Source organism: Afifella sp. IM 167 (assembly GCF_020144925.1).
In the GTDB taxonomy this organism is placed as follows: domain Bacteria; phylum Pseudomonadota; class Alphaproteobacteria; order Rhizobiales; family Afifellaceae; genus Afifella.
Map to the genome: position 1 here is coordinate 195,921 of NZ_NSLC01000001.1, position 21,070 is coordinate 216,990.

The 21,070-nt window shown below is 66.4% G+C and carries 20 protein-coding genes; 10 read left to right on the forward strand and 10 right to left on the reverse strand.

All coding sequences use genetic code 11. The annotated features are described in order from the left end of the window. Positions 1-17 precede the first annotated feature (17 nt). From CLD20_RS00975 to leuC, 4 genes are all read right to left on the reverse strand, one after another. A complete protein-coding gene (locus CLD20_RS00975; protein WP_224404723.1) occupies positions 18-1,244 on the reverse strand; it encodes an ABC transporter substrate-binding protein in 1,227 nt (408 codons plus the stop codon). A 172-nt stretch (positions 1,245-1,416) separates the two neighbouring features. Further along, on the reverse strand, positions 1,417-2,259 hold the full coding sequence (locus CLD20_RS00980; RefSeq protein ID WP_224404724.1) for a GntR family transcriptional regulator: 843 nt from the start codon (positions 2,257-2,259) through the stop codon (positions 1,417-1,419). Between the two features lie 109 nt (positions 2,260-2,368). After that, a complete protein-coding gene (gene leuD, locus CLD20_RS00985) occupies positions 2,369-2,986 on the reverse strand; it encodes a 3-isopropylmalate dehydratase small subunit (protein ID WP_224404725.1) in 618 nt (205 codons plus the stop codon). Then, positions 2,986-4,422: a 3-isopropylmalate dehydratase large subunit gene (gene leuC, locus CLD20_RS00990; RefSeq protein ID WP_224404726.1), complete on the reverse strand. Its 1,437-nt coding sequence runs from the start codon at positions 4,420-4,422 to the stop codon at positions 2,986-2,988. The genes leuD and leuC overlap by 1 nt, the downstream gene beginning before the upstream one ends. 143 nt (positions 4,423-4,565) lie before the next feature. Between leuC and CLD20_RS00995 the strand changes: the two genes are divergently transcribed. The 4 genes from CLD20_RS00995 to CLD20_RS01010 all read left to right on the forward strand — a co-directional run bounded on the left by CLD20_RS00995 (position 4,566) and on the right by CLD20_RS01010 (position 9,464). Next, entirely contained in the window at positions 4,566-5,963 is a 1,398-nt protein-coding gene (locus CLD20_RS00995) for an FAD-dependent oxidoreductase (protein ID WP_224404727.1), read from the forward strand. A gap of 55 nt (positions 5,964-6,018) precedes the next feature. Next, positions 6,019-7,236, forward strand: coding sequence for an acyl-CoA dehydrogenase (locus CLD20_RS01000; RefSeq protein WP_224404728.1), 1,218 nt, complete (start codon positions 6,019-6,021; stop codon positions 7,234-7,236). A 160-nt stretch (positions 7,237-7,396) separates the two neighbouring features. Then, complete coding sequence (locus CLD20_RS01005) at positions 7,397-8,410, forward strand: NADP-dependent oxidoreductase (RefSeq protein WP_224404729.1); 1,014 nt, start codon at positions 7,397-7,399, stop codon at positions 8,408-8,410. 133 nt (positions 8,411-8,543) lie between these two features. Then, positions 8,544-9,464, forward strand: a complete 921-nt coding sequence (locus CLD20_RS01010; protein ID WP_224404730.1) for a LysR substrate-binding domain-containing protein — start codon at positions 8,544-8,546, stop codon at positions 9,462-9,464. A gap of 26 nt (positions 9,465-9,490) precedes the next feature. On the opposite strand, the gene CLD20_RS01015 is transcribed toward CLD20_RS01010, so the two are convergent. Genes CLD20_RS01015 through CLD20_RS01040 form a run of 6 tightly spaced genes read right to left on the reverse strand, consistent with a single transcriptional unit; the run spans position 9,491 to position 15,023 of the window. Continuing rightward, entirely contained in the window at positions 9,491-10,285 is a 795-nt protein-coding gene (locus tag CLD20_RS01015) for an ABC transporter permease (RefSeq protein ID WP_224404731.1), read from the reverse strand. A 5-nt stretch (positions 10,286-10,290) separates the two neighbouring features. Beyond that, on the reverse strand, positions 10,291-11,175 hold the full coding sequence (locus CLD20_RS01020) for an ABC transporter permease (protein WP_224404732.1): 885 nt from the start codon (positions 11,173-11,175) through the stop codon (positions 10,291-10,293). Beyond that, positions 11,168-12,256, reverse strand: coding sequence for an ABC transporter ATP-binding protein (locus tag CLD20_RS01025; protein WP_224404733.1), 1,089 nt, complete (start codon positions 12,254-12,256; stop codon positions 11,168-11,170). The genes CLD20_RS01020 and CLD20_RS01025 overlap by 8 nt, the downstream gene beginning before the upstream one ends. A 2-nt stretch (positions 12,257-12,258) precedes the next feature. After that, entirely contained in the window at positions 12,259-13,353 is a 1,095-nt protein-coding gene (locus CLD20_RS01030) for an ABC transporter substrate-binding protein (RefSeq protein WP_224404734.1), read from the reverse strand. Positions 13,354-13,381: 28 nt separating this feature from the next. Further along, positions 13,382-14,659, reverse strand: coding sequence for an FAD-binding oxidoreductase (locus tag CLD20_RS01035; protein WP_224404735.1), 1,278 nt, complete (start codon positions 14,657-14,659; stop codon positions 13,382-13,384). After that, positions 14,634-15,023, reverse strand: a complete 390-nt coding sequence (locus CLD20_RS01040) for a RidA family protein (protein WP_224404736.1) — start codon at positions 15,021-15,023, stop codon at positions 14,634-14,636. The genes CLD20_RS01035 and CLD20_RS01040 overlap by 26 nt, the downstream gene beginning before the upstream one ends. Before the next feature lie 297 nt (positions 15,024-15,320). On the opposite strand from CLD20_RS01040, the gene CLD20_RS01045 reads away from it, so the two are divergent. The 6 genes from CLD20_RS01045 (at position 15,321) to CLD20_RS01070 (ending at position 21,053) form a co-directional block, all read left to right on the forward strand. Continuing rightward, entirely contained in the window at positions 15,321-16,343 is a 1,023-nt protein-coding gene (locus CLD20_RS01045) for a LacI family DNA-binding transcriptional regulator (RefSeq protein ID WP_224404737.1), read from the forward strand. Between the two features lie 115 nt (positions 16,344-16,458). Further along, positions 16,459-17,295 carry a transketolase gene (locus CLD20_RS01050; protein ID WP_224404738.1) on the forward strand — a complete coding sequence of 279 codons (837 nt, stop codon included), beginning with the start codon at positions 16,459-16,461 and terminating at the stop codon, positions 17,293-17,295. Next, a complete protein-coding gene (locus CLD20_RS01055) occupies positions 17,292-18,284 on the forward strand; it encodes a transketolase family protein (protein WP_224404739.1) in 993 nt (330 codons plus the stop codon). Before CLD20_RS01050 ends, CLD20_RS01055 begins: the two co-directional genes overlap by 4 nt. After that, complete coding sequence (locus CLD20_RS01060; RefSeq protein ID WP_224404740.1) at positions 18,281-19,228, forward strand: NAD(P)-binding domain-containing protein; 948 nt, start codon at positions 18,281-18,283, stop codon at positions 19,226-19,228. Before CLD20_RS01055 ends, CLD20_RS01060 begins: the two co-directional genes overlap by 4 nt. Beyond that, a complete protein-coding gene (locus CLD20_RS01065; protein ID WP_224404741.1) occupies positions 19,225-19,764 on the forward strand; it encodes a TRAP transporter small permease in 540 nt (179 codons plus the stop codon). Before CLD20_RS01060 ends, CLD20_RS01065 begins: the two co-directional genes overlap by 4 nt. Then, a complete protein-coding gene (locus tag CLD20_RS01070) occupies positions 19,764-21,053 on the forward strand; it encodes a TRAP transporter large permease (RefSeq protein WP_224404742.1) in 1,290 nt (429 codons plus the stop codon). Before CLD20_RS01065 ends, CLD20_RS01070 begins: the two co-directional genes overlap by 1 nt. The last annotated feature ends 17 nt before the right edge of the window (positions 21,054-21,070 follow it).

The window sequence follows — 21,070 nt, forward strand, 5'->3', positions numbered from 1 at the left end:
CGCCGCCCGCAAAGGTACTAGCCGTTGACCGGGAAGTGCGGCTCGGCGTTGGCGAACTTCTCCGGGTAGACGACCATGATGGTGCCGTCCTGGACCTGCGTGGAGACCGGGGACGCGCCCATGTTCTGGCCGTTCTCGGCGAACTTCGTCGGGCCGTACGGCATCAGGTGCTCGGCATAGGTGGAAGAAGCGATCGAGGGGATGATGTCCTCGCGCTTGGCCGAACCCGCCCTCTCGATGGCGTCGACGAGAAGGCCGACGCAGGAATAGTTGAGCGGCGTGTTGTAGTTCCACTGCTTGCCGGCTTCCTCCACGCGCTTCATCAGCGCGTCGTTGCCCGGATTGCTCGGATCGTGCCAGTGGTTGCAGTCCATGATGCCCTCGGCCGCCTCCGGGAAGGAGGAGACGAAGCGGCGGTTCGAAGCCGCGCCGTTGAGGACGGCGTAGACCGCCTTCGGCTTGACGCGCTGCTGCTGCATGGTGCGGGCGAGCAGCACCGTCTCGCCGTAATAGGTGCTCGGGATGACGAGATCCGGATTGAGCGAGCGCAGGCGCAGCGTGACGTTGGAAAGATCGCGCGAGGGCGTCGGCACGGAGATCGATTCCATGATCTCGAAGCCGTACTGCGGCAACTCTTCCTGCATCAGCTTGGCAAGGCCGGAGCCGAAGAGGCCATCCTCGTGGACGAGGGCGATGGTCTTCGCCGGCTTGCCGGCCGCCTCGTTGATGCGCACGAGGTTGTCGATGGCGATCTTGGTGCAGATCGAAAAGCCCGGCGCGAAGCGGAAGGTGTTCGTCAGGCCGCGCGAGATGATCTGGTCGGACACGCCCACATCGACGATGTAGGGCAGGTCGTAGCGGGCCGCGGCCTGCGAGGAAGCAAGACAGATCGGGCTGGCGAAACCGCCGACGATGGCCGCGACGCCCTCGCTCTGCATGCGCTCCACTTCCTGCACGCCGGCTTCCGGATTGGAGCGGGCGTCGCCGAAGACCATCTCGATCTTGGCGCCGTCGAGCGCCTTGATGCCGCCGGCATCGTTGATGTCCTTGATGGCCATCTCGGCGCCGGCGCGACCGTACTCGCCGTCCTGGGCAAGGGCGCCGGTGACCGGCTGCAGAATGCCGATCTTGACCGGTGCGGGCTCGGCGGCCCGCAGGACAGAGGGCGCCGAAAGGCTCGCGACGACGGCCGCTCCTCCCTTGAGCGCCGTACGGCGACTGATGGAATTCCTGAACACTGTCATGACTGTTCTCCTCTCAGGCTCCGTGGCTTTGACGGATTTTCTGATTGCCGGTTACGCTAGGACTTTCTGTTTTCGCCGCGCCGCGGCGCGGGCGAGGAACCGGGTCCCGTGCCGGCGGCGCCGCGACCGCCTGCCGAAGGGACCAGGAACTTCCGGGCGAAGGAGGAAGCGCTCATTCGGCGCTTCCCTTCTCCATGGCGGGACGGCGCGCGGGCGCCCTGCGCCCCGAACGGGCGGGCGCGGCGACCTTGCGCGGGCGGTCGACCGGCTTCCAGCTGCGAGCATCGCCCGCGCCGGTGCGCTGAAGGTCGAGCTGGAAGGAATAGCGGTCGGGCCGGTAGAGCGCCTGCAGGTGCTCGATGCCCTTGCCGGAAGGGTCGTAGACGACCCGCGTCATGGAAAGCAGCGCCGCGCCGACTTCCAGGCCGAGCGGCTCGGCCGTGTCGGGCCCGGCAAGCGTTGCGCCGACGGTCTGGCTCGCCCGCTCGGCAACGAGGCCGGAGCGCTCCAGCAGCTCCAGGAGGGGCGTTGAGGCAAGGTCGGCCTCCGAATAGGACAGGCCGATCCGTTCGGGAACGTTCGTAACGAGATAGGAGAAGGGCTGGCCGTCGATGAGCCGCAGGCGCACCGAGCGCTGCGTGCGCTCGTCCGGATCCAGCCTGAGCGCCTCCACGATCGCAGGCGGCGGCACGATGTAGCCGAAGGAGAGGAGCTTGACCTCTGTCGTCTGCCCCATCTCCACGAGATGGGCGAGGACGTTGGAGATGTCGCCGGTCATCGGAAGGCTGGCCTGGCCTCCCTTGACGAAGGTGCCGGCGCCGGGACGGCGCTCGATGAGCCCTTCGGAGGCAAGCTGGTCGAGGGCGCGGCGGACGGTGACGCGAGAGACGCCGTTCTGCTCGGCCAGAGCCGGCTCGCTCGGGAGCGACGAACGCGCCCGGTACTCGCCGGAGGCGATCCGGTCCCGCAGAAGAAGATAGACCCTGCGTGCCTTTGGCGGCTCGAGGTTCGTCATCCGACCTCCCAATCCTGTATCATATTTAATACAGAAATCTGTCTTCTAGCCAACACATTTCTATCGGCCTCGGCAAGGCGCTTTCGGCGCCCATGCCGTGCCCGGCGTCTCACCCGGCCTGCCTCGGCGCCGCCCAGGGGCGAAGCTCGGCATCGGCCGCCACGAAGGCCTTCACCGCATCCATATGGCTCATGGTGAGGTCGAGATCGTCCCAGCCGTTGAGGAGCTTGGTGCGCCACACAGGCTCCACCTCGAAACCGTAGGCATGTCCGGCAAGCTCGATACGGCAGGCCTCGAGATCGACGGTGATGTCGCCCGCCCCGGCCTGAAGCGCCGCAAGCATCGCCTCGCAATCGGCCTCGGCGACACGCGCCGGCAGGAGGCCGTTGTTGACGGCGTTGGAAGCGAAGATGTCGCCGAAGCTCGGCGCGACGACGCAGCGTATGCCGTAATCGACGAGCGCGTAGACCGCCGCCTCGCGCGAGGAGCCCGAGCCGAAATTGCGCCGCGCCACGATCACCCGCGCGCCCTGCCTGTCGGGCGCGTTGAGCGGGAAGTCGGGGCGGGGCCTCCCCTCCCCGTCGAAGCGAAGATCGTGCAGGAGATAGCCGCCATAGCCCTCGGCGCGCGAGCGCTTCATGAAACGGGCGGGAATGAGCTGGTCGGTATCGACCCCGGAAAACGGCAGCGGGCAGGCAAGGCCGTCAAGGCGCGTGAAGGCTTCCATCAGCCACTCTCCCCGGCCGGCATGCGGCCCTCAAGGAGCGGGCGCACATCGGCGAGATGGCCGGTGACGGCGGCGGCAGCGGCCATCGCCGGCGACATCAGATGGGTGCGCGATCCCGGCCCCTGCCGGCCGCGGAAATTGCGGTTGGTGGTGGAGGCGCAGCGCTCGCCCGGCGGCACGAGGTCACCGTTCATGCCGACGCACATGGAGCAGCCGGCATCGACCCATTCGAGCCCCGCCTCCATGAAGATCCTGTCGAGCCCCTCCTCGATCGCCTGCGCCTTCACCTTCGCCGAGCCGGGCGAAACGAGGCCCGGCACGCGCGCCTTGCGGCCGGCAAGCACGGCGGCCGCGGCCCGGATATCCTCGATACGGCTGTTGGTGCATGAGCCGATGAAGATCCGGTCGACGGCGATATCCGTCAGCTTCTGGCCGGCCCTGAGGCCCATATATTCGAGGGCCTCGCGGATATGCGCGGCGCGGGCGGGATCGGCCGCTTTTTCCGGGTCGGGCACCGTCTGGGTGATCGCCAGCGTGTCTTCCGGGCTCGTACCCCAGGTGACGACGGGCGCGATGGCGGCGCCGTCGAGCGTCACTTCCTTGTCGAAGACGGCATCCGGATCGCTCGCCAGCGCCCGCCAATCCTCCACGGCGCGCTCGAAAGCCTCTCCCTCGGGCGCGAAAGGCCGCCCGCGAATATAGGCGAAGGTCGTCTCGTCCGGGGCGATCATGCCGGAGCGCCCGCCGGCCTCGATGGAAAGGTTGCAGAGCGTCAGCCGGCCTTCCATGGAAAGGGCGCGGATCGCCGGACCGGCATATTCGATCGCATGACCGGCCGCGCCGTCGGCGCCGATCGCGGCGATGATGGAAAGGGCGATGTCCTTGGCGGCGACGCCCGGCGCGAGCTGGCCCTCGACGGTGATCCTGAGCCGCTTCGGCCGCTTCTGCCAGATCGTCTGCGTCATCAGCACATGTGCCACTTCCGAGGCGCCGATGCCGAAGGCGAGCGCGCCGAAGGCGCCATGCGTGGCGGTGTGGCTGTCGCCGCAGACCATGGTGAGACCGGGAAGCGTCAGTCCCTGCTCGGGACCGACCACATGCACGATCCCCTGGCCGGGATCGGAAAGCCCGAAGAGCCTGAGATGATGCCGGCCGGCATTGTCGCGAAGCTGCTCGACCATGCCGCGGATGGCCGGATCGGCCTTGGCGAGGTCGCGCACGCGCGTCGGCACGTAATGGTCCTCGAAGCCGAAAGTGAGGTCGGGACGCGCCACCTCGGCATTGCGGCCCTTCAGATTGTTGAAGGCGTGGAAGGAGCCTTCATGCAGGAAGTGCCGGTCGATCCACAGAAGGCTCTGGCCGTCCTCGCGGCGGGTGACGACATGGGCGTCCCACACCTTGTCGAACAATGTCCTCGGGCCGGCGGCTTCACGCATGGGCGTCCCTCTTGCGAGCTTCTCCAAAGCTAAGGGCAAGCGCGCCTTCGATGCAAGAGTTGTCCTAAATCTAATACAGATTTATAGCCATCCATGTGACAGCTTCTGTCCACCCGGTTCGATGGAAAGAGGGAGACGAGGACGTGACCGACGTAATCCGCGAGGACGGCAGGACTTTCGATTTCATCGCGCCCGTCGTCGTCATCGGCGCTGGAGCCGCCGGCCTCGTCGCGGCCCTTTCGGCCAAGGAAGCCGGGGCCGACGTGGTGGTGCTGGAGCGCGATCCCCTGCCCCGCGGCTCCACCGCGCTTTCCGCCGGGCTGATCCCGGCCGCCGGCACGCGCTGGCAGAAAGAGGCGGGCATTTCCGACACTCCGGAAGCCTTCGCCGCCGACGTCACGAAGAAGGCGCACGGCGAGCCCGATCCGGCGATCGTGGAGGCGGTGACGCGCGAGGCCGGACCGGTGTTGGAATGGCTCGGCGAGACCTATGGCCTCCCCTTCTCGCTCGTCGACGATTTCGATTATCCGGGCCATTCGGCAAGGCGCATGCACGGCCTGCCGACGCGCTCCGGCGAAGAGCTGATCGACGCGCTGCGCGAGGCGGCCGAGAAGGCCGGCATCGACATCATCTGCGAGGCGCAGGCGACGACACTCTATTGCGACCGTGAGAACCGCGTCACCGGCCTTGCCTTTGCGCGGCCGGACGGCGCGCGCGAGGAGATCGGCTGCACCGAGCTCGTCCTGGCCTGCAACGGCTACGGCGGCAACAAGGCGCTCGTCGCCGAGCACATTCCGAGCCTTTCCGGCGCGCTTTATTTCGGCCATGAGGGCAATCACGGCGAGGCCCTCCTCTGGGGCGAGGAGATCGGCGCCGCCACCCGCCATCTTTCCGGCCATCAGGGCCACGGCTCGGTCGCCCACCCGGCCGGCATCCTCATCACCTGGGCGACGATCACCGGGGGCGGCGTGCAGGTGAACCTCGATGGCGAGCGCTTCTGCGATGAATCGCGCGGCTATTCGGAAGAGGCCGCCGAGGTGCTGGCGCAGCCGCAGGGCATCGCCTTCACGGTCTTCGATGCGCGCATCGCCGGCATTGCCCGCCAGTTCGAGGATTTCAAGCGCGCCGAGGAGATCGGCGCCATTCTGACGGCGGACGACTGGGCGGGCCTGGCAGAGAAGATGGGCGTTCCGGCCGAGACCTTCGCGGCGAGCATGGAAAAGGCCGAGGCCGCCAAGGCATCGGGCGGCACCGACGCCTTCGGCCGCAGCTTCGCCGGCGTTCCCGCCCTCAAGCCGCCCTATCATGCGGTGAAGGTGACGGGCGCGCTCTTCCATACGCAGGGCGGCCTTGTCGTCGACGCAAAGGCGCGCGTTCTGGCAAAAAACGGCAGGCCGTTTGCGAACCTTTATGCGGCGGGCGGCGCGGCCTGCGGGATTTCCGGCGCGGAGGCTTCCGGCTATCTTTCCGGAAACGGCCTTGTGACCGCCGTCACCCTTGGCAGGCTTGCGGGCCTTTCCGCAGGCAAGGCCGCCGCCTGAGCCATTTCCCGAGAAAGCCCCGGCCCGAAGAAGGCGAGAGAAGAAAGAGACACCGATGAGCGAGACAGCCACCAACCCTGCCCCGGCCACGGCCACCGCCGGCTTCAACTGGGAGGACCCGTTCCTCCTCTCCGACCAGCTGACCGAGGAGGAGCGGCTGATCCGCGAGAGCGCCGCCGCCTTTGCCGCCGACAAGCTGATGCCGCGGATCGAGAAGGCCTATCTGGAGGAGGAGAGCGATCCCTCGATCTTCCGCGAGATGGGCGAGGCGGGCCTCCTCGGCGTCAACGTTCCGGAAGAATACGGCGGCATCGGCGCGTCCTATGTCAGCTACGGGCTCGTCGCGCGCGAGGTGGAGCGCATCGATTCCGGCTACCGCTCCATGATGAGCGTGCAGTCCTCGCTGGTGATGTATCCGATCTACGCCTACGGCGACGAGGCGCAGCGCAAGAAGTACCTGCCGAAACTGGCGAGCGGCGAGTTCATCGGCTGCTTCGGCCTGACGGAGCCCGATGCCGGCTCCGATCCCGGCGGCATGAAGACGCGCGCAGCGAAGATCGACGGCGGCTACCGGCTCACCGGTTCCAAGATGTGGATCTCCAATTCCCCGATCGCCGACGTCTTCGTCGTCTGGGCGAAGTCGGAGGCGCATGAGGGCAAGATCCGCGGCTTCATCCTGGAAAAGGGCATGAAGGGCCTTTCGGCGCCGAAGATCGGCGGCAAGCTTTCGCTGCGCGCTTCCATCACCGGCGAGGTGGTGATGGACGGCGTGGAGGTGCCCGAGGAGGCGCTGCTGCCGAACGTTTCGGGCCTCAAGGGCCCGTTCGGCTGCCTCAATCGCGCCCGCTACGGCATCTCCTGGGGCGCCATGGGCGCGGCGGAGGATTGCTGGTTGCGTGCAAGGAGTTACGGCCTTGACCGAAAGCAGTTTGGAAAGCCTCTAGCTGCCACGCAGCTGTTCCAGAAGAAGCTCGCCGACATGCAGAGCGAGATCGCCCTCGGCCTGCAGGCGAGCCTGCGCGTCGGCCGGCTGATGGACGAGGGCCGCATGGCCCCGGAAATGATCTCGCTCGTCAAGCGCAACAATTGCGGCAAGGCGCTCGACATTGCCCGCGCCGCCCGCGACATGCACGGCGGCAACGGCATCCAGATCGAATACCACGTCATGCGCCATGCCCAGAACCTGGAGACGGTGAACACCTATGAGGGCACGCACGACATCCATGCGCTGATCCTCGGCCGCGCCCAGACGGGCATCCAGGCCTTCTTCTGAGAAGAAGCGGAACCTCATTGGCGAGGCGGAACGCCACCTCGCCGATAATTCAGCGCGATGATCCGGGGCCGGCGGTTCCCCCGCCGGCCCTCGCCGCCGGGCGCATCAAGCCTAGTTGGGACGTCACGAGACACGAACCCCGACCAGGATCACGCCAAAGATGCCCGAGACCACCCGCATTCTCCTCGCCTCGCGCCCCGAAGGCCGCCCGGCGCCGAACAATTTCCGCACCGAGACGGCCGCGCTCCCCGAACCGGGCGAAGGCGAGGCGCTTCTGAAGATCCGGTATCTCTCGCTCGACCCCTATATGCGCGGGCGCATGAGCGCGGCGAAATCCTACGCCGCACCGGTGGAGGTCGGCGCGGTGATGGAGGGCGGCACCGTGGCGGAGGTCGTGGAAAGCCGCGACCCGTCCCTGAAGCCGGGCGACATGGTGCTCTCCTATTCCGGCTGGCAGAGCCATGCCATTGCCGAGGCAAAGCACGTCCGGAAGCTCAATCTCGAAAGGGCGCCCGTGACGACGGCGCTCGGGGTCCTCGGCATGCCCGGCTTCACCGCCTGGGCCGGGCTCCTGACGCTCGGCAAGCCCAAGCAAGGCGAGACGGTCGTCGTCGCCGCCGCGACCGGACCTGTCGGCTCCGCCGTCGGCCAGATCGCCAGGATCAAGGGCGCGCGGGCCGTCGGCATCGCCGGCGGCGAGAAGAAGTGCCGGGCGCTGACGGAGGAATTCGGCTTCGACGCCGCCATCGACCACCGTTCCGATAACTTCGCGGAAGAACTCGCCGCCGCCTGCCCGGACGGCATAGACGTCTATTTCGAAAATGTCGGCGGCGCCGTCTTCGAGGCGGTCCTGCCGCTCCTCAACAGCTTCGCCCGCATCCCCGTCTGCGGGCTCGTGGCGCAGTACAACGCCACCGGCCCCTCCGAAGGACCGGACCGCCTGCCGGGCCTGATGCGGGCCGTGCTGACCAAGAGCCTGACGATCCGCGGCTTCATCCAGACCGAGTTCGCCGAAAAGATGCCGGAGTTTCTCAAGGAGATGGGCCCCTGGATCGCCGAGGGCCGCGTCCGCTACCGCGAGGACATCGTCGAAGGTCTGGAAAGGGCGCCGGAGGCCTTCATCGGCCTCCTGGAAGGCAAGAATTTCGGCAAGCTCATCGTCAAGGTGAGCTGAGGGCTTCAGCTCCGGCGGCTTCGCGCTCCGCACCGGGTGGAGCGACGGCGCCCGTCCGGCCCGGGGCGATTGACCGAGACGGCGCGAAACGTGCCATATGCGCCCCGGGCAAATTCAGTGGTGCAAGACCGGCTTGGCGTTTCTCATCAATTTCCGACATCTGGAGGCCATCAGGGCGGTCGTGCTTTCCGGCTCCGTCACCGGAGCGGCCAAAAGGCTGAACGTCACCCAGCCGGCCGTCAGTCACCTGATCCGCGATGCAGAGGCGCGGCTCGGATATCCGCTTTTTACCAGGGACCTTGGCCGGCTCTCGCCTACCAATCGGGCCACGCTGATCCTGGAAATGTTCGAGCGCTCGCTCGCCGGCATCGACGCGATCAACGATTTCTGCCTGCGTCTGCAGCAATCGGAAGAGCGGCAGATCGTCGTCTCCTCGATACCGAGCATATCGGCGGCCGTGCTGCCGGGCGTCATCAAGAGCTACCGCGATGAAGTGAGCTCGGATTTCTTTCAGATCAAGCCGGCGAACACCGAAATGGGCATCGCTTCGGTGCGCTTCAATTCATCCGATCTGTGCTTCGGCCTGAACCTCGATCCCGTCCCGGGCGTCGAATACGCGACCATGCACCGCTCACAGGCGCTCTGTTATCTGCCGCCGGATCATGCGCTTGCGGCAAAGGAGGTGATCGCGCCGGAAGACCTCGAGCAGCTGCCGATGATCGGCATGTCGCGGATGGAGGGCATCGACCAGGCGATCGCCGCAAAGCTGCCGAAGCGCGGCCACCCGGTCGTCGAATGCCCGGCCGCCATCACGGTGTTTTCGCTGGTCGAGGCGGGCATCGGCTACACGCTGCTCGACCCCATCACCGCCTCGCTCTTCCCGGCGAGCAAGCTCGTGCTGCGCCCGCTTTCGGAACCGATCCCGTTCGAGCACCGGATCTACTGGTCGTCCTCCATGGAGCCGCAATTCGACCTCGACCGCGTGATCGCGCTGGCGCGCGGGATCGCGACGGAGAAAGTGAACGCGGTGCTCGCCAGGGCGGGAATCGCCTGAGGCGGCCGAAGAAGGGCGGGCCCGCTCTAGATTCGTGCCGCGGACCGCCGCTTCATCATCTGCCGCAGAACGACGTCGGCAATCAGAACCAGTGTCGTGACGCCGATCAGGAAGGCGCTGACGGCCGCGATCGTCGGTTCGACCGCCATGCGAAGGCTGTTCCAGATGCGCACCGGCAGCGTTTCGGAAGCCACGCCCGACAGGAAGAGGGAAATGATCAGCTCGTCGAATGAGATGAGGAAGCTGAACAAGGCCGCCGACAACAGGGCCGGAAGCGTCAGCGGCAGCACCACGCGGCGAAAGACGGTCCACCGGTCGGCGCCGAGGCTCATCGCGGCCCGCTCCAGGTTGATGTCCACATCCTGCAGCGCCGACATGAGGATCAGCACCACGATCGGCACGGCCAGCGTCGAATGCGCCACGGCGATCCACAGCCGGTTGCCGACGAGCCCGAGGGGCACGGAGGCGAAGTAGAGCGACACCGCGGTGATGATGTGCGGCACGATCATCGGCAGGAGCACGAAGGAAAGCACGAGCTGCTTGGCCGGCACATAGCCCCTGACGAAGGCGTAGGCTCCGAGAAAGCCGAGGAACGTCGAAAACAGGCACGTCGCGCCGGCAACGGTGAAGCTCGTGACCAGCGCCGAGCGCCAGGCGTCGTTGCCGAGGAACTTGGCGTACCACTGCAGGGAAAAGGCGCTCGGCGGGAAGGAGAGGAAGCGATCGCCCGAGAAGGACAGGATGATCACCACGACGATGGGCGCGAGCAGGATCAGGCAGAGGATACCGGCGATCAGCTTGATGATGTGGTCGGTGCGCAAGAGCCTTATCCCATCATCTTCTGGAGGTTCGCGAACCGGTAGTAGATCGCGTAGAGCACCAGGGTGATCAAAAGCAGGAAAAGCGACATGATCGAAGCGAGCGGCCAGTTCAGCGTCAGCTCGACCTCCCTTTCGATCAGCATCGCGATCATCACGTCCCGCGGCCCGCCCATCAGCGCCGGCGTGATGAAGAAGCCGACGGCCAGGATGAAGACGATCAGGCAGCCGGAAAAGATGCCGTTGAGCGTCAGCGGCAGATAGATCCGGCGGAACGTATAGAAGCCGGAAGCGCCCATGCTGCGGGCGGCCTGCAACAGCCGCGGGTCGATGGCCTTCATCGAGGAATAGAGCGTCAGGACGAGATAGGGCAGGAGCACGTAGCTCATGCCGATGACGACGCTGGTGGTGTTGTACATGAGCTGCAGCGGCGAGGAGATGATCCCGAGCCCGAGCAGCGCGTCGTTGACGATGCCGTTGCGCCCCAGAATCACCATCCAGGAATAGGTTCGCACGATCACCGAAGTGAAATACGGCAGCACCACGCAGGCGACCATCAGGGAAAGCACGAGACCGCGCGCACGCGACATCACATAGGCGAGCGGATAGGCGACCAGCAGCGAAACCAGCGTCACCACGAAAGCGATCCAGTTCGTGTTGATGATCACCTCGCGGATCGTCGCCGAGGTAAGCACCGTGAAGATGGTCTTCACGACCTGCGAGAAGCTGTCGCCCGTCTCCCGCAGCGAGTTCACGAAGAACCAGAAGGTCGGCAGGACGAAGACGCAGACCAGGAGAAGCAGGAGCGGCAGCAGCAGGAAGCCGGGATCGAGGCTTATCAGCCGGATCCGCCGCGCCGCGCCGCCCTGCGGCGAAACGGTCGCGTCAGACATGCCGGAACATCAGGCTGTCGGCGCTTCTCCACGTGGCGACGACCGCATCGCCCTCGGAGAAGACATCCTCCTGCGTGCCGTTGTGGCAGTCGGCCGTCAGCAAGGTGTCCTCGCCGATGTCGATGCCGTAGCGGATGACGTTGCCGAGGAAGGAAACGCGCGAGACGCTGCCGTGAAGCGCGTTGGTGCCGCTCTCCTCGCCGCCGGCCCCCTGGCGCGACAGGGAGATCTTCTCCGGCCGCACGAAATGCCCGGCAGCCTCGCTGAGGGTCGCGTCGCTGAAGGTGCGGGCGGCCGAAAGGCGCCGGCCGTCGGCCGTGCTCATCACGCCTTCGCCCTCCACGGGCTTGCCCCGGATGAGGTTGGCTTCGCCCAGGAAGTTGCCGGTGAAGATGGAACTCGGCTCCTCGTAGACCCTGCGCGGCTCGCCGAGCTGCTCGATGCGGCCGTGATTCATGATGACGATGACGTCGGACATGTTCATCGCCTCTTCCTGGTCATGCGTGACGTAGACCACCGTCATGCCGAGGCGCTGCTGGATTTCCTTGATCTCCACCTGCATCTGGTAGCGCAGGTTCTTGTCGAGCGCGCCCAGCGGCTCGTCCATCAGCACCACGGGCGGGTGATAGACGATGGCGCGCGCCAGAGCGACGCGCTGCTGCTGCCCGCCGGAAAGAGCGCCGGGCAGGCGCTTTTCCAGGCCCGACAGGCGCACCATGTCGAGCGCCCATTTGACCCGTTCGTCGATCTCGGCGGCGGAATGCTTCCTCACCCGCAGCGGAAAAGCGATGTTTTCCGCCACGGAGAGGTGCGGGAAGAGGGCGTAGTTCTGAAAAACGACGCCCAGGTTACGCCGTTGCGGGGGCAAGCCACTGACATTCGCCTCGTCGATGAGGATCGCCCCCTTCGTCACGGGGACGAAGCCAGCGATCATCATCAGCGTCGTGGTCTTGCCCGAACCGCTCGGGCCGAGCAGCGACACGAACTGACCGGATGGGATATCCAGCGTCACGTCGGAGACTGCGGTGGTGTTACCGTAGTCCTTGCGGATTCCCTCAAGCCGGATCGAGCCGCCGCGCATACTCAACCTCCGAGGATCCAGGTCGACCATTTCTGGCTGACGAGGGGACGGTTCTCCGCCCACCATTCCGCGTCGAGCACGAAGCCCTTGTCGGCCAGATCCGGCGAACCGGGAATGCCCTTCAAGAGGTCCGCAGGCATCTTGTCGAAGGCCTTGGAATTGACGGGACCGGCATTCCAGCGTCGGCAGAATTCCGCCTGGATATCGGGCTGGACGCAGAAGTCGACGAACTTGACGGCGGCTTCCTGGTTCTGCGCGTCCTTGAAGATCGAATAGGCCTGCACCTGCATCATGTGCTGGTTCCACTGGATCGCCAGCGGCGCGCCGGCCTCGATCACCTGGGAGATGCGCGTATGCCAGATGGAGCCGAGATCGATCTCGCCGTCGGAAAGCAGCTGCGCGGAGAGAGCGCCGGTATCCCAGAACTTCTTGATGCCCGGGCGGACCTTCGACATGGACTTGAAGGCGCGGTCGATATCGAGCGGATAGAGCTCGTCCATCGGCACGCCGTCGGCGATCAGCGCGAATTCCAGATTGGGCGAACCGGTCGCCATATCCGCCAGCATCCGCGCGCCGGGGAAGTTGTCGATATTCCAGAAGTCGCCCCAGGATTTCGGCTCGCTGCCGGAGGCGAACTTGTCGGTGTTGTAGCCGAGGACCGACGCGTAGATGAAGTTGCCGACCAGATAGTCCCGCTTGAACGCGGGCGTGATGTCGGCCGGATCCGTGAACTGGAACTCGTCGTAGGGAATGTCCCTGAGCGCGCCGAGGTTGTTGAGCTGGATGAGCGGGTCGTCACCCGTATCGATGACATCGAGCTCGACATGGCCGGACTTGAACATGGCCAGGAGCTTCGCCGCGGTCGCCGCCACGGGCACGACCCGAATGCCGGTCTGCTCCTCGAAGGGACCGTAGATCACTTCGCGCCGGATCTCGTCATAGGCGCCGCCTGGCGTGCGGACCACGACCTGCTCGGCCGCTGCAGCCCTGCGCGTGAAGAAATACGGCGTGGCAAGGGCTGCCGTCGCGCCGGTGAGAAAGACCCTGCGGCTGACGCCTGCCAGCCCGTTTTTTGGTTTGCTGCCATTGATGGCCATGGCTTGTGCTCCTCTTGGTGTTTTCTTTCTAGAATCGGTTCAGACGATAGGGTCGGACCTCCGTTTGTGGTGTTTCTCCAAGGACGCGCTGAGCGACGATGAGGGCGGTGGTCGATGCCGCGGTCATGCCGAAATGGCCATGCCCGCAGGCAACGTGGATGTTCGAAAATCCGGGGGCGGTATCGATGAACGGCAGGCTGTCGGGCGTCGATGGCCGAAAGCCCATCCACATCGAGACCTTTTCGCCGTCGAGCCCGGGAAGCAGCTCTCTGGCGTGCTGCAGCAGAACTTCGGCGCGCTTCATGTTCGGCGCCTTCTCGAGCCCGGCGAACTCGACCCCGCCGGCGATGCGGATGCCGCTTTCGAGCGGCGTCGCGCCGAAGCCGTTGCGCTTGTCGAGGACCGGCACGCGCAATTCGATCGAGGGATCCTGGATCATCACGTGATAGCCGCGCTCCGTATCGAGTGCGATTTTCGTGCCGAGGGGTTCCAAGAGGGCCTTCGACCAGGCGCCGGCGGCGACCACCATGTGCGAGAAGCTGGCATCGTCATGGTTGGTGATCAGCCGCAGCCTTCCGCCCGTTTCGGGAAGGATGCGCATGGCCTTCTGCTGACGGAAGCGCCCACCCTCCTCCTCGAAGAGCTTCAGGAGGGTCTCGACCAGCCGGCGCGGATTGAGCGTGTTGCCGTTGCGCGGGAAGAAGAGGGCGCGCTTGACGGAAGTCGAAAGGCCCGGGACGAGCTGGTGCAGTTCGCCCTCGCCGAGTTCTTCGACCTCGATGTCGTTCTCGTCCCAGATCTTGCGGATGGTGGGGCTTGCAAATTCCCCGCCGACCTCGTTCCAGAGCTGGATCTGGCCGCCCACCCGGAAAAGGTCGTTGAAGCGCTCGGGGCCGAGGAGCCGCCTGTAATTCTCGAAAGCATCCCGGTGAAGCGCGTTGAGGGCTTTGGCCGATTGCAGCGCCTTCGCCGGCGTGCCGGCGCGCAGAAAGCGCATCAGCCAGGGAAGGAGCCGGGGAAGATAGGCCGGGTCGATGCTGAGGGGCCCGAGCGGATCGCTCAGCCAGCGCGGCACGTTGCCCAGCATGCCGGGCATCGGGCCCGGCACGCAGCTGTCGACGCTGATCAGGCCGGCATTGCCGAAGGACGCGCCCGCGGCCGCCCCGCCCCCGTCGTAGAGCGTGACGTCGCATCCCGCGCGCCGGAGGAAGAGCGCGGTCGAGACGCCGACGATGCCGGCGCCGATAACCGCGATCTGGCGTGGCTCGCTCGCCATGGCGTCAGTGCGCCGGTCCGACATGGGCATGCACGACCATCTCGATGCGCATGCCCGGCGACAGGAGCTCCTTGACCACGACTGTCGCCCGGTTGGGATAGGGGGCGGCGAAGAATTCCTGATAGACGGCGTTCATGCCGGGCGCGTCGGCGCTGTCGATCAGATAGATCAGCACCTGCGTCACGTCGGCCATCGAGCCGCCGGCCGCCTTCATCACCTTCTGGAGATTGGAAAGGCACTGGCGCGTCTGCGCCTCGATGCCACCCTCGGTGCGCACCTCGCCCGTCTCGGGATCGCGCGGAATCTGGACGGTGAACACCTTGTCCGCCGCCTTCACGGCGTTGGTGACCGGGCCTTTGTTGGGCGGGAGCCCCCAATCGACAACATCGAACATCAAGAAAGCCTCTGGGATCTTTTGTCGCGGCAAAGCCTAGGGGAAGCTCTCGGCCCGTGAGAAATGAGAAACTGTGCATGCCCATAAATGAAGCTCATGCCTGCCCGGCGGGAGGTGGGCGCAAGGCCGGCGAGGCGGCCCCGCCCCGTCCCCTTCGGCCTGCCCGATGCGTGAACCGGGGGCAGGACGCATGAGCGCCCGTGCTACCCCGCCTTGCCGGGTTGTGCGAAGCTGGCGAACGAACCACAGGAACGCCATGCTGCCATCGCGAGATCCCATGCTCCCGTCGCGAGACCGATGACTACGTCGCGGCGCGCCAAGCCAGAGACCGTCACCATTCGGGACATCGCGGCGCGGGCCGATGTCTCGCCCATCACCGTGTCGCGGGCGCTTCGCGGCTCCGAGGTCGTGCGGCCCGAGACGCGCGAGCACATCGCGCGGATCGCGCGTGAGCTCGGCTACATCCCGAACTTCGCCGCCGGCATGCTGACCTCCAAGGTCAGCAGCATGATCGCCGTCATCGTGCCGAACATGGCCAACTCGATCTTCGCCACGACGCTGCAGGAGATCGGCGAGGGGGTGGGCGAGGACGGCTATCAGCTCCTCATCGGCTGCAGCGACTACTCGCTGGAGCGCGAGGAGGAGCTTGTGCGCACCTTCCTGTCGCGCCAGACCGATGCGATCGTCCTGACCGGGCATCTGCACACGCCGGCGACGGAAAAGATGCTCCGGCAATCGCGCGTGCCGGTGGTGGAGATGTGGAGCCTCAGCGGCGCGCCGCTCGGCGTCAGCATCGGCGTCAACAACTACGACGCCGCCGTCACGGCCACGGAGCACCTGATTTCCCGCGGACGCCGACGGATCGCCTATATCGGCGGCGACCCGAGCGGCAACGACCGCGCCCAGGCCCGCATCCAGGGCTATCGCGACACGCTCGAAAAAGCCGGCCTCGATTTCGATCCGGCGCTCCTGCGCACCGGGAGCTTCGAGTTCGATACGGGGGCGGAAGCGGTGAGCTTTTTCGTCGAGGAGGGGCTCGACGTCGACGCGATCTTCGCCGCCTCCGACATCATCGCCCTCGGCGTCATCCTGGAGCTCAACCGGCGGCGCATCGCCATGCCGGAGAAGATCGCCGTCTGCGGCTTCGACGATGCGCGCATCGCCCAGATGGTCCAGCCGGCCCTGACCACCATCAAGTTCCCGCGGCGCGAGATCGGTCAGCGCGTCGCAGAAGCGCTGCTCGCCATGCTTTCGGGCCGCGCACCGCCGCAGAAAACCTGCGATATCGGTTACTCCCTGATCGTCCGCGAGACGACCTGACCCCCCTGCCCTTTCCCTTCATTTCGGCACTTGAAGACAAAAAACGAAAATGATACCGGTGTCACAAGAATGATAACGGTGTCATTTCATGGCGCCGACGAATGGGAGGAAGAATTTGGATCAGCGATCCAACCGCATGTCGCGGGCGGAGCTCGCCCAGCGCGCGGCGAAAATCCGCCGGCTGGTGGTCGAGATGGTCGGGCGAAACGGCCAGGGCTACGTCCAGCAGGGCCTCGGCGCCGCCGACCTCTTCACCTATCTCTGGTTCGCCGAGGCCAACCTCGATCCGGCCCTCCCCGACTGGCCGGAGCGCGACCGCATCTTCCTGTCCACGGCCCATAATTCGGCGGTCTTCCACGCCACCCTCGCCGAGCGCGGCCTCATCGCGGCAGATCGGCTGGAGAGCTACACACGCGACGGCTCGGAGCTCGAGATCAACGTCTCCGAACGGCTCGGCCCGATGGTGGAAGCGACCTGCGGCTCGCTCGGCCAGGGTCTTTCGGTCGCCTGCGGCGTCGCGCTGTCGGCGCGCCGTCACGGCAAGCCCCACCGCTCCTATGTCATTCTCGGCGACGGCGAACTCCAGGAAGGCCAGACCTGGGAGGCGGCGATGTTCGCCGCCGCGAAGGGCCTCTCCAATCTCTGCCTGATCGTCGACGTCAACGACCTCCAGGTCGAGGGCTCGACGCAGAACGTCGTCCGCATGGAGCCGATCGACGAGAAATTCGCGGCCTTCGGCTGGGCCGTGCATTCGCTCGACGGCCACGATTTCGACGCCCTGGAGGAAGCCTTCGACGCCGCCCGCCGCACGACGGACCGCCCGAGCGTGCTTCTCGCCCGCACCCTCGTCGGCAAGGGCGTTCCCTTCCTGGAAGGGCAGATGAGCCACAACCTGGTCTTTCCCGAAGATGTCGCCGCCCGCGCCATGGCGGTCCTGGAAGCTGCCCGATGACCGATCAATCCCTGCACCTTGGCGATTTCACCTCGAGCGCCAAGAGCGGCGCCGCCGTGCCGAAATATTACGGCGAGGCGCTCGTGGCCCTCGGCCATGAGCGACCGGAAGTGGTGGCGCTGACGGGCGACCTTTCGCCGGCCACCGAATGCGACCTTTTCCGCGACACGTTTCCGGACCGCTTCTTCACCCCCGGCATCGCGGAAGCGAACATGATCGGCGTCGCCGCCGGCATGGCGCGGTCCGGCGACATGCCCTTCGTCCATACCTTCTGCGTCTTCATGAGCCGCCGCGCCTTCGACCAGGTGGCGATGCAGGTCGCCTATCCCCGCACGAACGTGAAGCTCGCAGGCTTCCTGCCGGGCCTGACGACGCTGCTCGGCGTATCCCATCAGGCGATCGAGGACGTCGCCATGATGCGCGCCCTGCCCAACATGACGGTGATCGAGCCTTGCGGCGGGCGCCAGATCGCCGCCGCCGTGCGGGCCGCCGCCGATTTCGACGGGCCCGTCTATCTGCGGCTCCACCGCCCTTCCGCGGCCGTACCGGCGGGCGTCCCTCCCCTGCCTCTCGAAATCGGCAAGGGCCAGCTTCTGCGCGACGGCAAGGACGCGGTGATTTTCGCCGCCGGCCACACCGTCGACGAGGCCCTGGCCGCCGCCGAGAGCCTGGAAGCCGCCCACGGGCTTCAGGTCGCGGTCGCCAACATGCACACGCTGAAGCCCTTCGACAGGGATTTCGTCTCCGACCTCGCCCGCCGCACCGGCACCGTTATCACCGCCGAGAACCACTCGATCGTGGGCGGCCTCGGCTCGGCCGTGGCGGAGACGCTGATGGAGGCGGGCATCGCCGCCCGTTTCCGCCGTCTCGGCGTGCGCGACCGCTTTGCCGAAGGCGGCTCCACGCCGTATCTCTTCGACAAATACGGCTTCTCCGCCCCGCATATCGCCACCGCCTGCCTCGATCTCCTCAAAAGGAGCGGCCGGTGAGCGCCGCGGGCTCAAAGCCGTGCGTTGCCTTCATCGGCCTCGGCGTGATGGGCGACCCGATGGCCCGCAACGTCGCCGCGGCGGGCTTTCCCCTCACCGTCTGCGACGGCAACCCCGCCGTGCGCGAGGCTTTCGCGCGCGACGGGTTTGATGTCGCCGAAACGGCGGCCGCGGCGGCCCGTGGCGCCGATATCGTCATCACCATCCTGCCGACCTCCGGCATTGTCCGCGACGTGGTGTTCGGCCAGAGGGGCGCCGTCGCGACAGCGCGGCCGGGAGCGCTCTTCATCGACATGACGACGGGCTCGGCCCGCGAGATCGTCCGCCTCGGCGCCGACCTCGCCGAGAAAGGCTTCCGGCTCATCGACGCGCCGGTCGGACGTTCGCGCCGCGAGGCCGTCGCCGGCAAGCTCCTCGCCATGGTTGGCGGCGCCGAAGCCGACGTCGCCGAGGCAACGCCGGTGCTTTCCGCCATGGCCGACGAGATCGTCCATGCCGGGGCCCTTGGCTGCGGCCTGCGACTGAAGCTCACCAACAACTACATGGCGATGGTCAACCACGTCCTCACCGGCGAGGTTCTGGCGCTGGCGGTTGCCGCCGGGCTCGACCTACCTCTCGCCGTCAAGGTCATGAGCACCACCTCCGCCGGTCGGGGCCAGCTCCTCACCAACTACCCGAAGAAGGTGCTGGCGGGCGACGTGACGCCGGATTTCTCGATCGAGATGGGCATCAAGGACCTCACCATGGCCCTCGAGCTCGCCGAGGATGTGGCGGGCAAGGCCTGCTTCGGCGAACTCTCGCGCCGGATCTTCGAGAAGGCGCGGGCGGCGGGTTTCGGCGGCCAGGACTGCACCAGCATCTTCCACTTCCAGTCCGGAGAGCCGCCGGCGCTGGAGAACGCGGTGCGGCCCTTGCGGCACGCTGCGGCCGGAGCCGCAGATTGAGCGCGCTGCGCGGCCTCCTGGGCGGCCTTTCGCGGCTGAACGCGGCGATCTGCGCGTTGGGTCTGTGGGCCGCCTCCCTCGCCATTCTGGGGATGGCGATCCTCGTCGCCGTGCAGGTCTTCTTCCGCTACGTCCTCAACAACTCGCTCTCCTGGGTCGAGGATGTCTCGCTGATGATGCTGGCGGCCTCCGCCTTCCTCATCATGCCCTACGCGCTGCGCCACTCGCTGCATATGGGCGTCGACCTGTTGCGAGAACTCCTTCCGGCGCCGCTACGCTTCCTGGTCGAGGCGCTGTCGGCGGTCACCATCATCTGTCTCTCGGTCTTTCTTGCCGAGGTGTCGTGGCAGTTCACGGCAGGCTCTTCGATGATGGCGAACGCCGTTCCCATCAAGATGCAGTACATCTACGGGCTGATGCCGCTCTCCTTCGCCCTCCTCGTCCCGGTGGCGCTGGAGCTGGCGGCCCGGGCGTGCCTGGCGATCGCGAGCCCCGAGGAGCGCGAGACGCTGGCCGGGCTCAAGGAAGAGCACTGATGTCGCTGCTCTTCCTCTGGCTCTTCCTGATCGGCGTCGCCCTTGGCCTGCCGATCTTCTTCGTCCTCCTTCTGGCGCCGGCGCTCTCGCTCTGGATGGACGGCTCGCTCTCCCTCTACATCCAGATCGTCTCGCGCCTTTTCAACGGCATCTATTCCTTCCCGCTGATGGCGATCCCGCTCTTCATGCTCGCCGGCGAGTTGATGAATTCCGGGCAGATCACAGCGCGCATCGTCGCCTTCTCGCAGGCCCTGATCGGGCGCATCCGCGGCAGCCTCGCCCATGTGAACATCCTCTCCTCCATCCTCTTCGCCGGCCTTTCCGGCTCGGCGGTCGCCGACGCCTCGGCGATCGGCTCCATGATGATCCCGGCGATGGAGAAGGCCGGCTACAGCCGCCGCTTCGCGGCCGCTATCACCGCCGCCTCGGCCGTCATCGGTCCGATCATCCCGCCTTCCATCATCATGATCATCTACGCCTTCATCATGCAGATCTCGCCGGGCGCGCTGTTCGCCGCAGGCGTTGTCCCGGGGCTGCTGATCGGCGTGGCGCTGATGGCGGCGACCGCCCTGATGGGCAAGCGGCTCAATCTTCCGCGGGACGAGGCGCCGCTGCCGCGCCAGGAGCGGATCCTCGCCATTCGCCAGGCGATCCTTCCGCTCATGACGCCGGTGATCCTCCTCGGCGGCATCCTGAGCGGCATTTTCACCCCGACCGAGGCGGCGGGCGTCGCCGTCGTCTACACCTTCGTCATCTCCTTCTTCGTCCTGAAGACCGTCAAGCTCGCCGACATCCCCGGCATCCTGCGGCGCACCGCGCTTCTTTCCGGCACCATCCTGCTGGTCATCGGCGCCTCGGTCGCCTTCGCCTGGATGGCGACGATCACCGGCCTGCCCCGCCGCCTCGCCGAGATCACACTCGGCTTCTCCGACAACCGCGTCGTCCTGCTCATTCTCCTCAACGTGCTGCTTTTCCTGGTCGGCATGGTGCTGGATGCCGGGCCGGCGCTCCTCATCCTCGGACCTGTCCTGGCGCCCATCTTCGTCGGCCAGCTCGGTCTCGATCCGCTGCACTTCGCCATCATCATGTGCGTCAACGCGACGGTCGGGCTGGTGACGCCGCCTTTCGGCCTCGTCCTCTTCGTCACCTCGGCGGTATCGCGCGAACCGATCTCCGGCGTCCTCAGCGCGATGCTGCCGTTTCTGCTGGTTGAGATCGGGGTGATCCTGCTCCTGACATTCGTGCCGGAGCTGTGTCTCACCCTGCCGCACTGGCTCGGCTTCCGCTGAGCCGCAAGAGCTCGAAC

Bases quoted from the DNA above. Each gene is read 5' to 3' on its own strand.
- CLD20_RS00975 (WP_224404723.1), bottom strand. From the start codon at position 1,244: ATGACAGTGTTCAGGAATTCCATCAGTCGCCGTACGGCGCTCAAGGGA.
- CLD20_RS00980 (WP_224404724.1), bottom strand. From the start codon at position 2,259: ATGACGAACCTCGAGCCGCCAAAGGCACGCAGGGTCTATCTTCTTCTG.
- leuD (WP_224404725.1), bottom strand. From the start codon at position 2,986: ATGGAAGCCTTCACGCGCCTTGACGGCCTTGCCTGCCCGCTGCCGTTT.
- leuC (WP_224404726.1), bottom strand. From the start codon at position 4,422: ATGCGTGAAGCCGCCGGCCCGAGGACATTGTTCGACAAGGTGTGGGAC.
- CLD20_RS01000 (WP_224404728.1), top strand. From the start codon at position 6,019: ATGAGCGAGACAGCCACCAACCCTGCCCCGGCCACGGCCACCGCCGGC.
- CLD20_RS01005 (WP_224404729.1), top strand. From the start codon at position 7,397: ATGCCCGAGACCACCCGCATTCTCCTCGCCTCGCGCCCCGAAGGCCGC.
- CLD20_RS01020 (WP_224404732.1), bottom strand. From the start codon at position 11,175: ATGTCTGACGCGACCGTTTCGCCGCAGGGCGGCGCGGCGCGGCGGATC.
- CLD20_RS01025 (WP_224404733.1), bottom strand. From the start codon at position 12,256: ATGCGCGGCGGCTCGATCCGGCTTGAGGGAATCCGCAAGGACTACGGT.
- CLD20_RS01030 (WP_224404734.1), bottom strand. From the start codon at position 13,353: ATGGCCATCAATGGCAGCAAACCAAAAAACGGGCTGGCAGGCGTCAGC.
- CLD20_RS01035 (WP_224404735.1), bottom strand. From the start codon at position 14,659: ATGCCCATGTCGGACCGGCGCACTGACGCCATGGCGAGCGAGCCACGC.
- CLD20_RS01040 (WP_224404736.1), bottom strand. From the start codon at position 15,023: ATGTTCGATGTTGTCGATTGGGGGCTCCCGCCCAACAAAGGCCCGGTC.
- CLD20_RS01045 (WP_224404737.1), top strand. From the start codon at position 15,321: ATGACTACGTCGCGGCGCGCCAAGCCAGAGACCGTCACCATTCGGGAC.
- CLD20_RS01055 (WP_224404739.1), top strand. From the start codon at position 17,292: ATGACCGATCAATCCCTGCACCTTGGCGATTTCACCTCGAGCGCCAAG.
- CLD20_RS01070 (WP_224404742.1), top strand. From the start codon at position 19,764: ATGTCGCTGCTCTTCCTCTGGCTCTTCCTGATCGGCGTCGCCCTTGGC.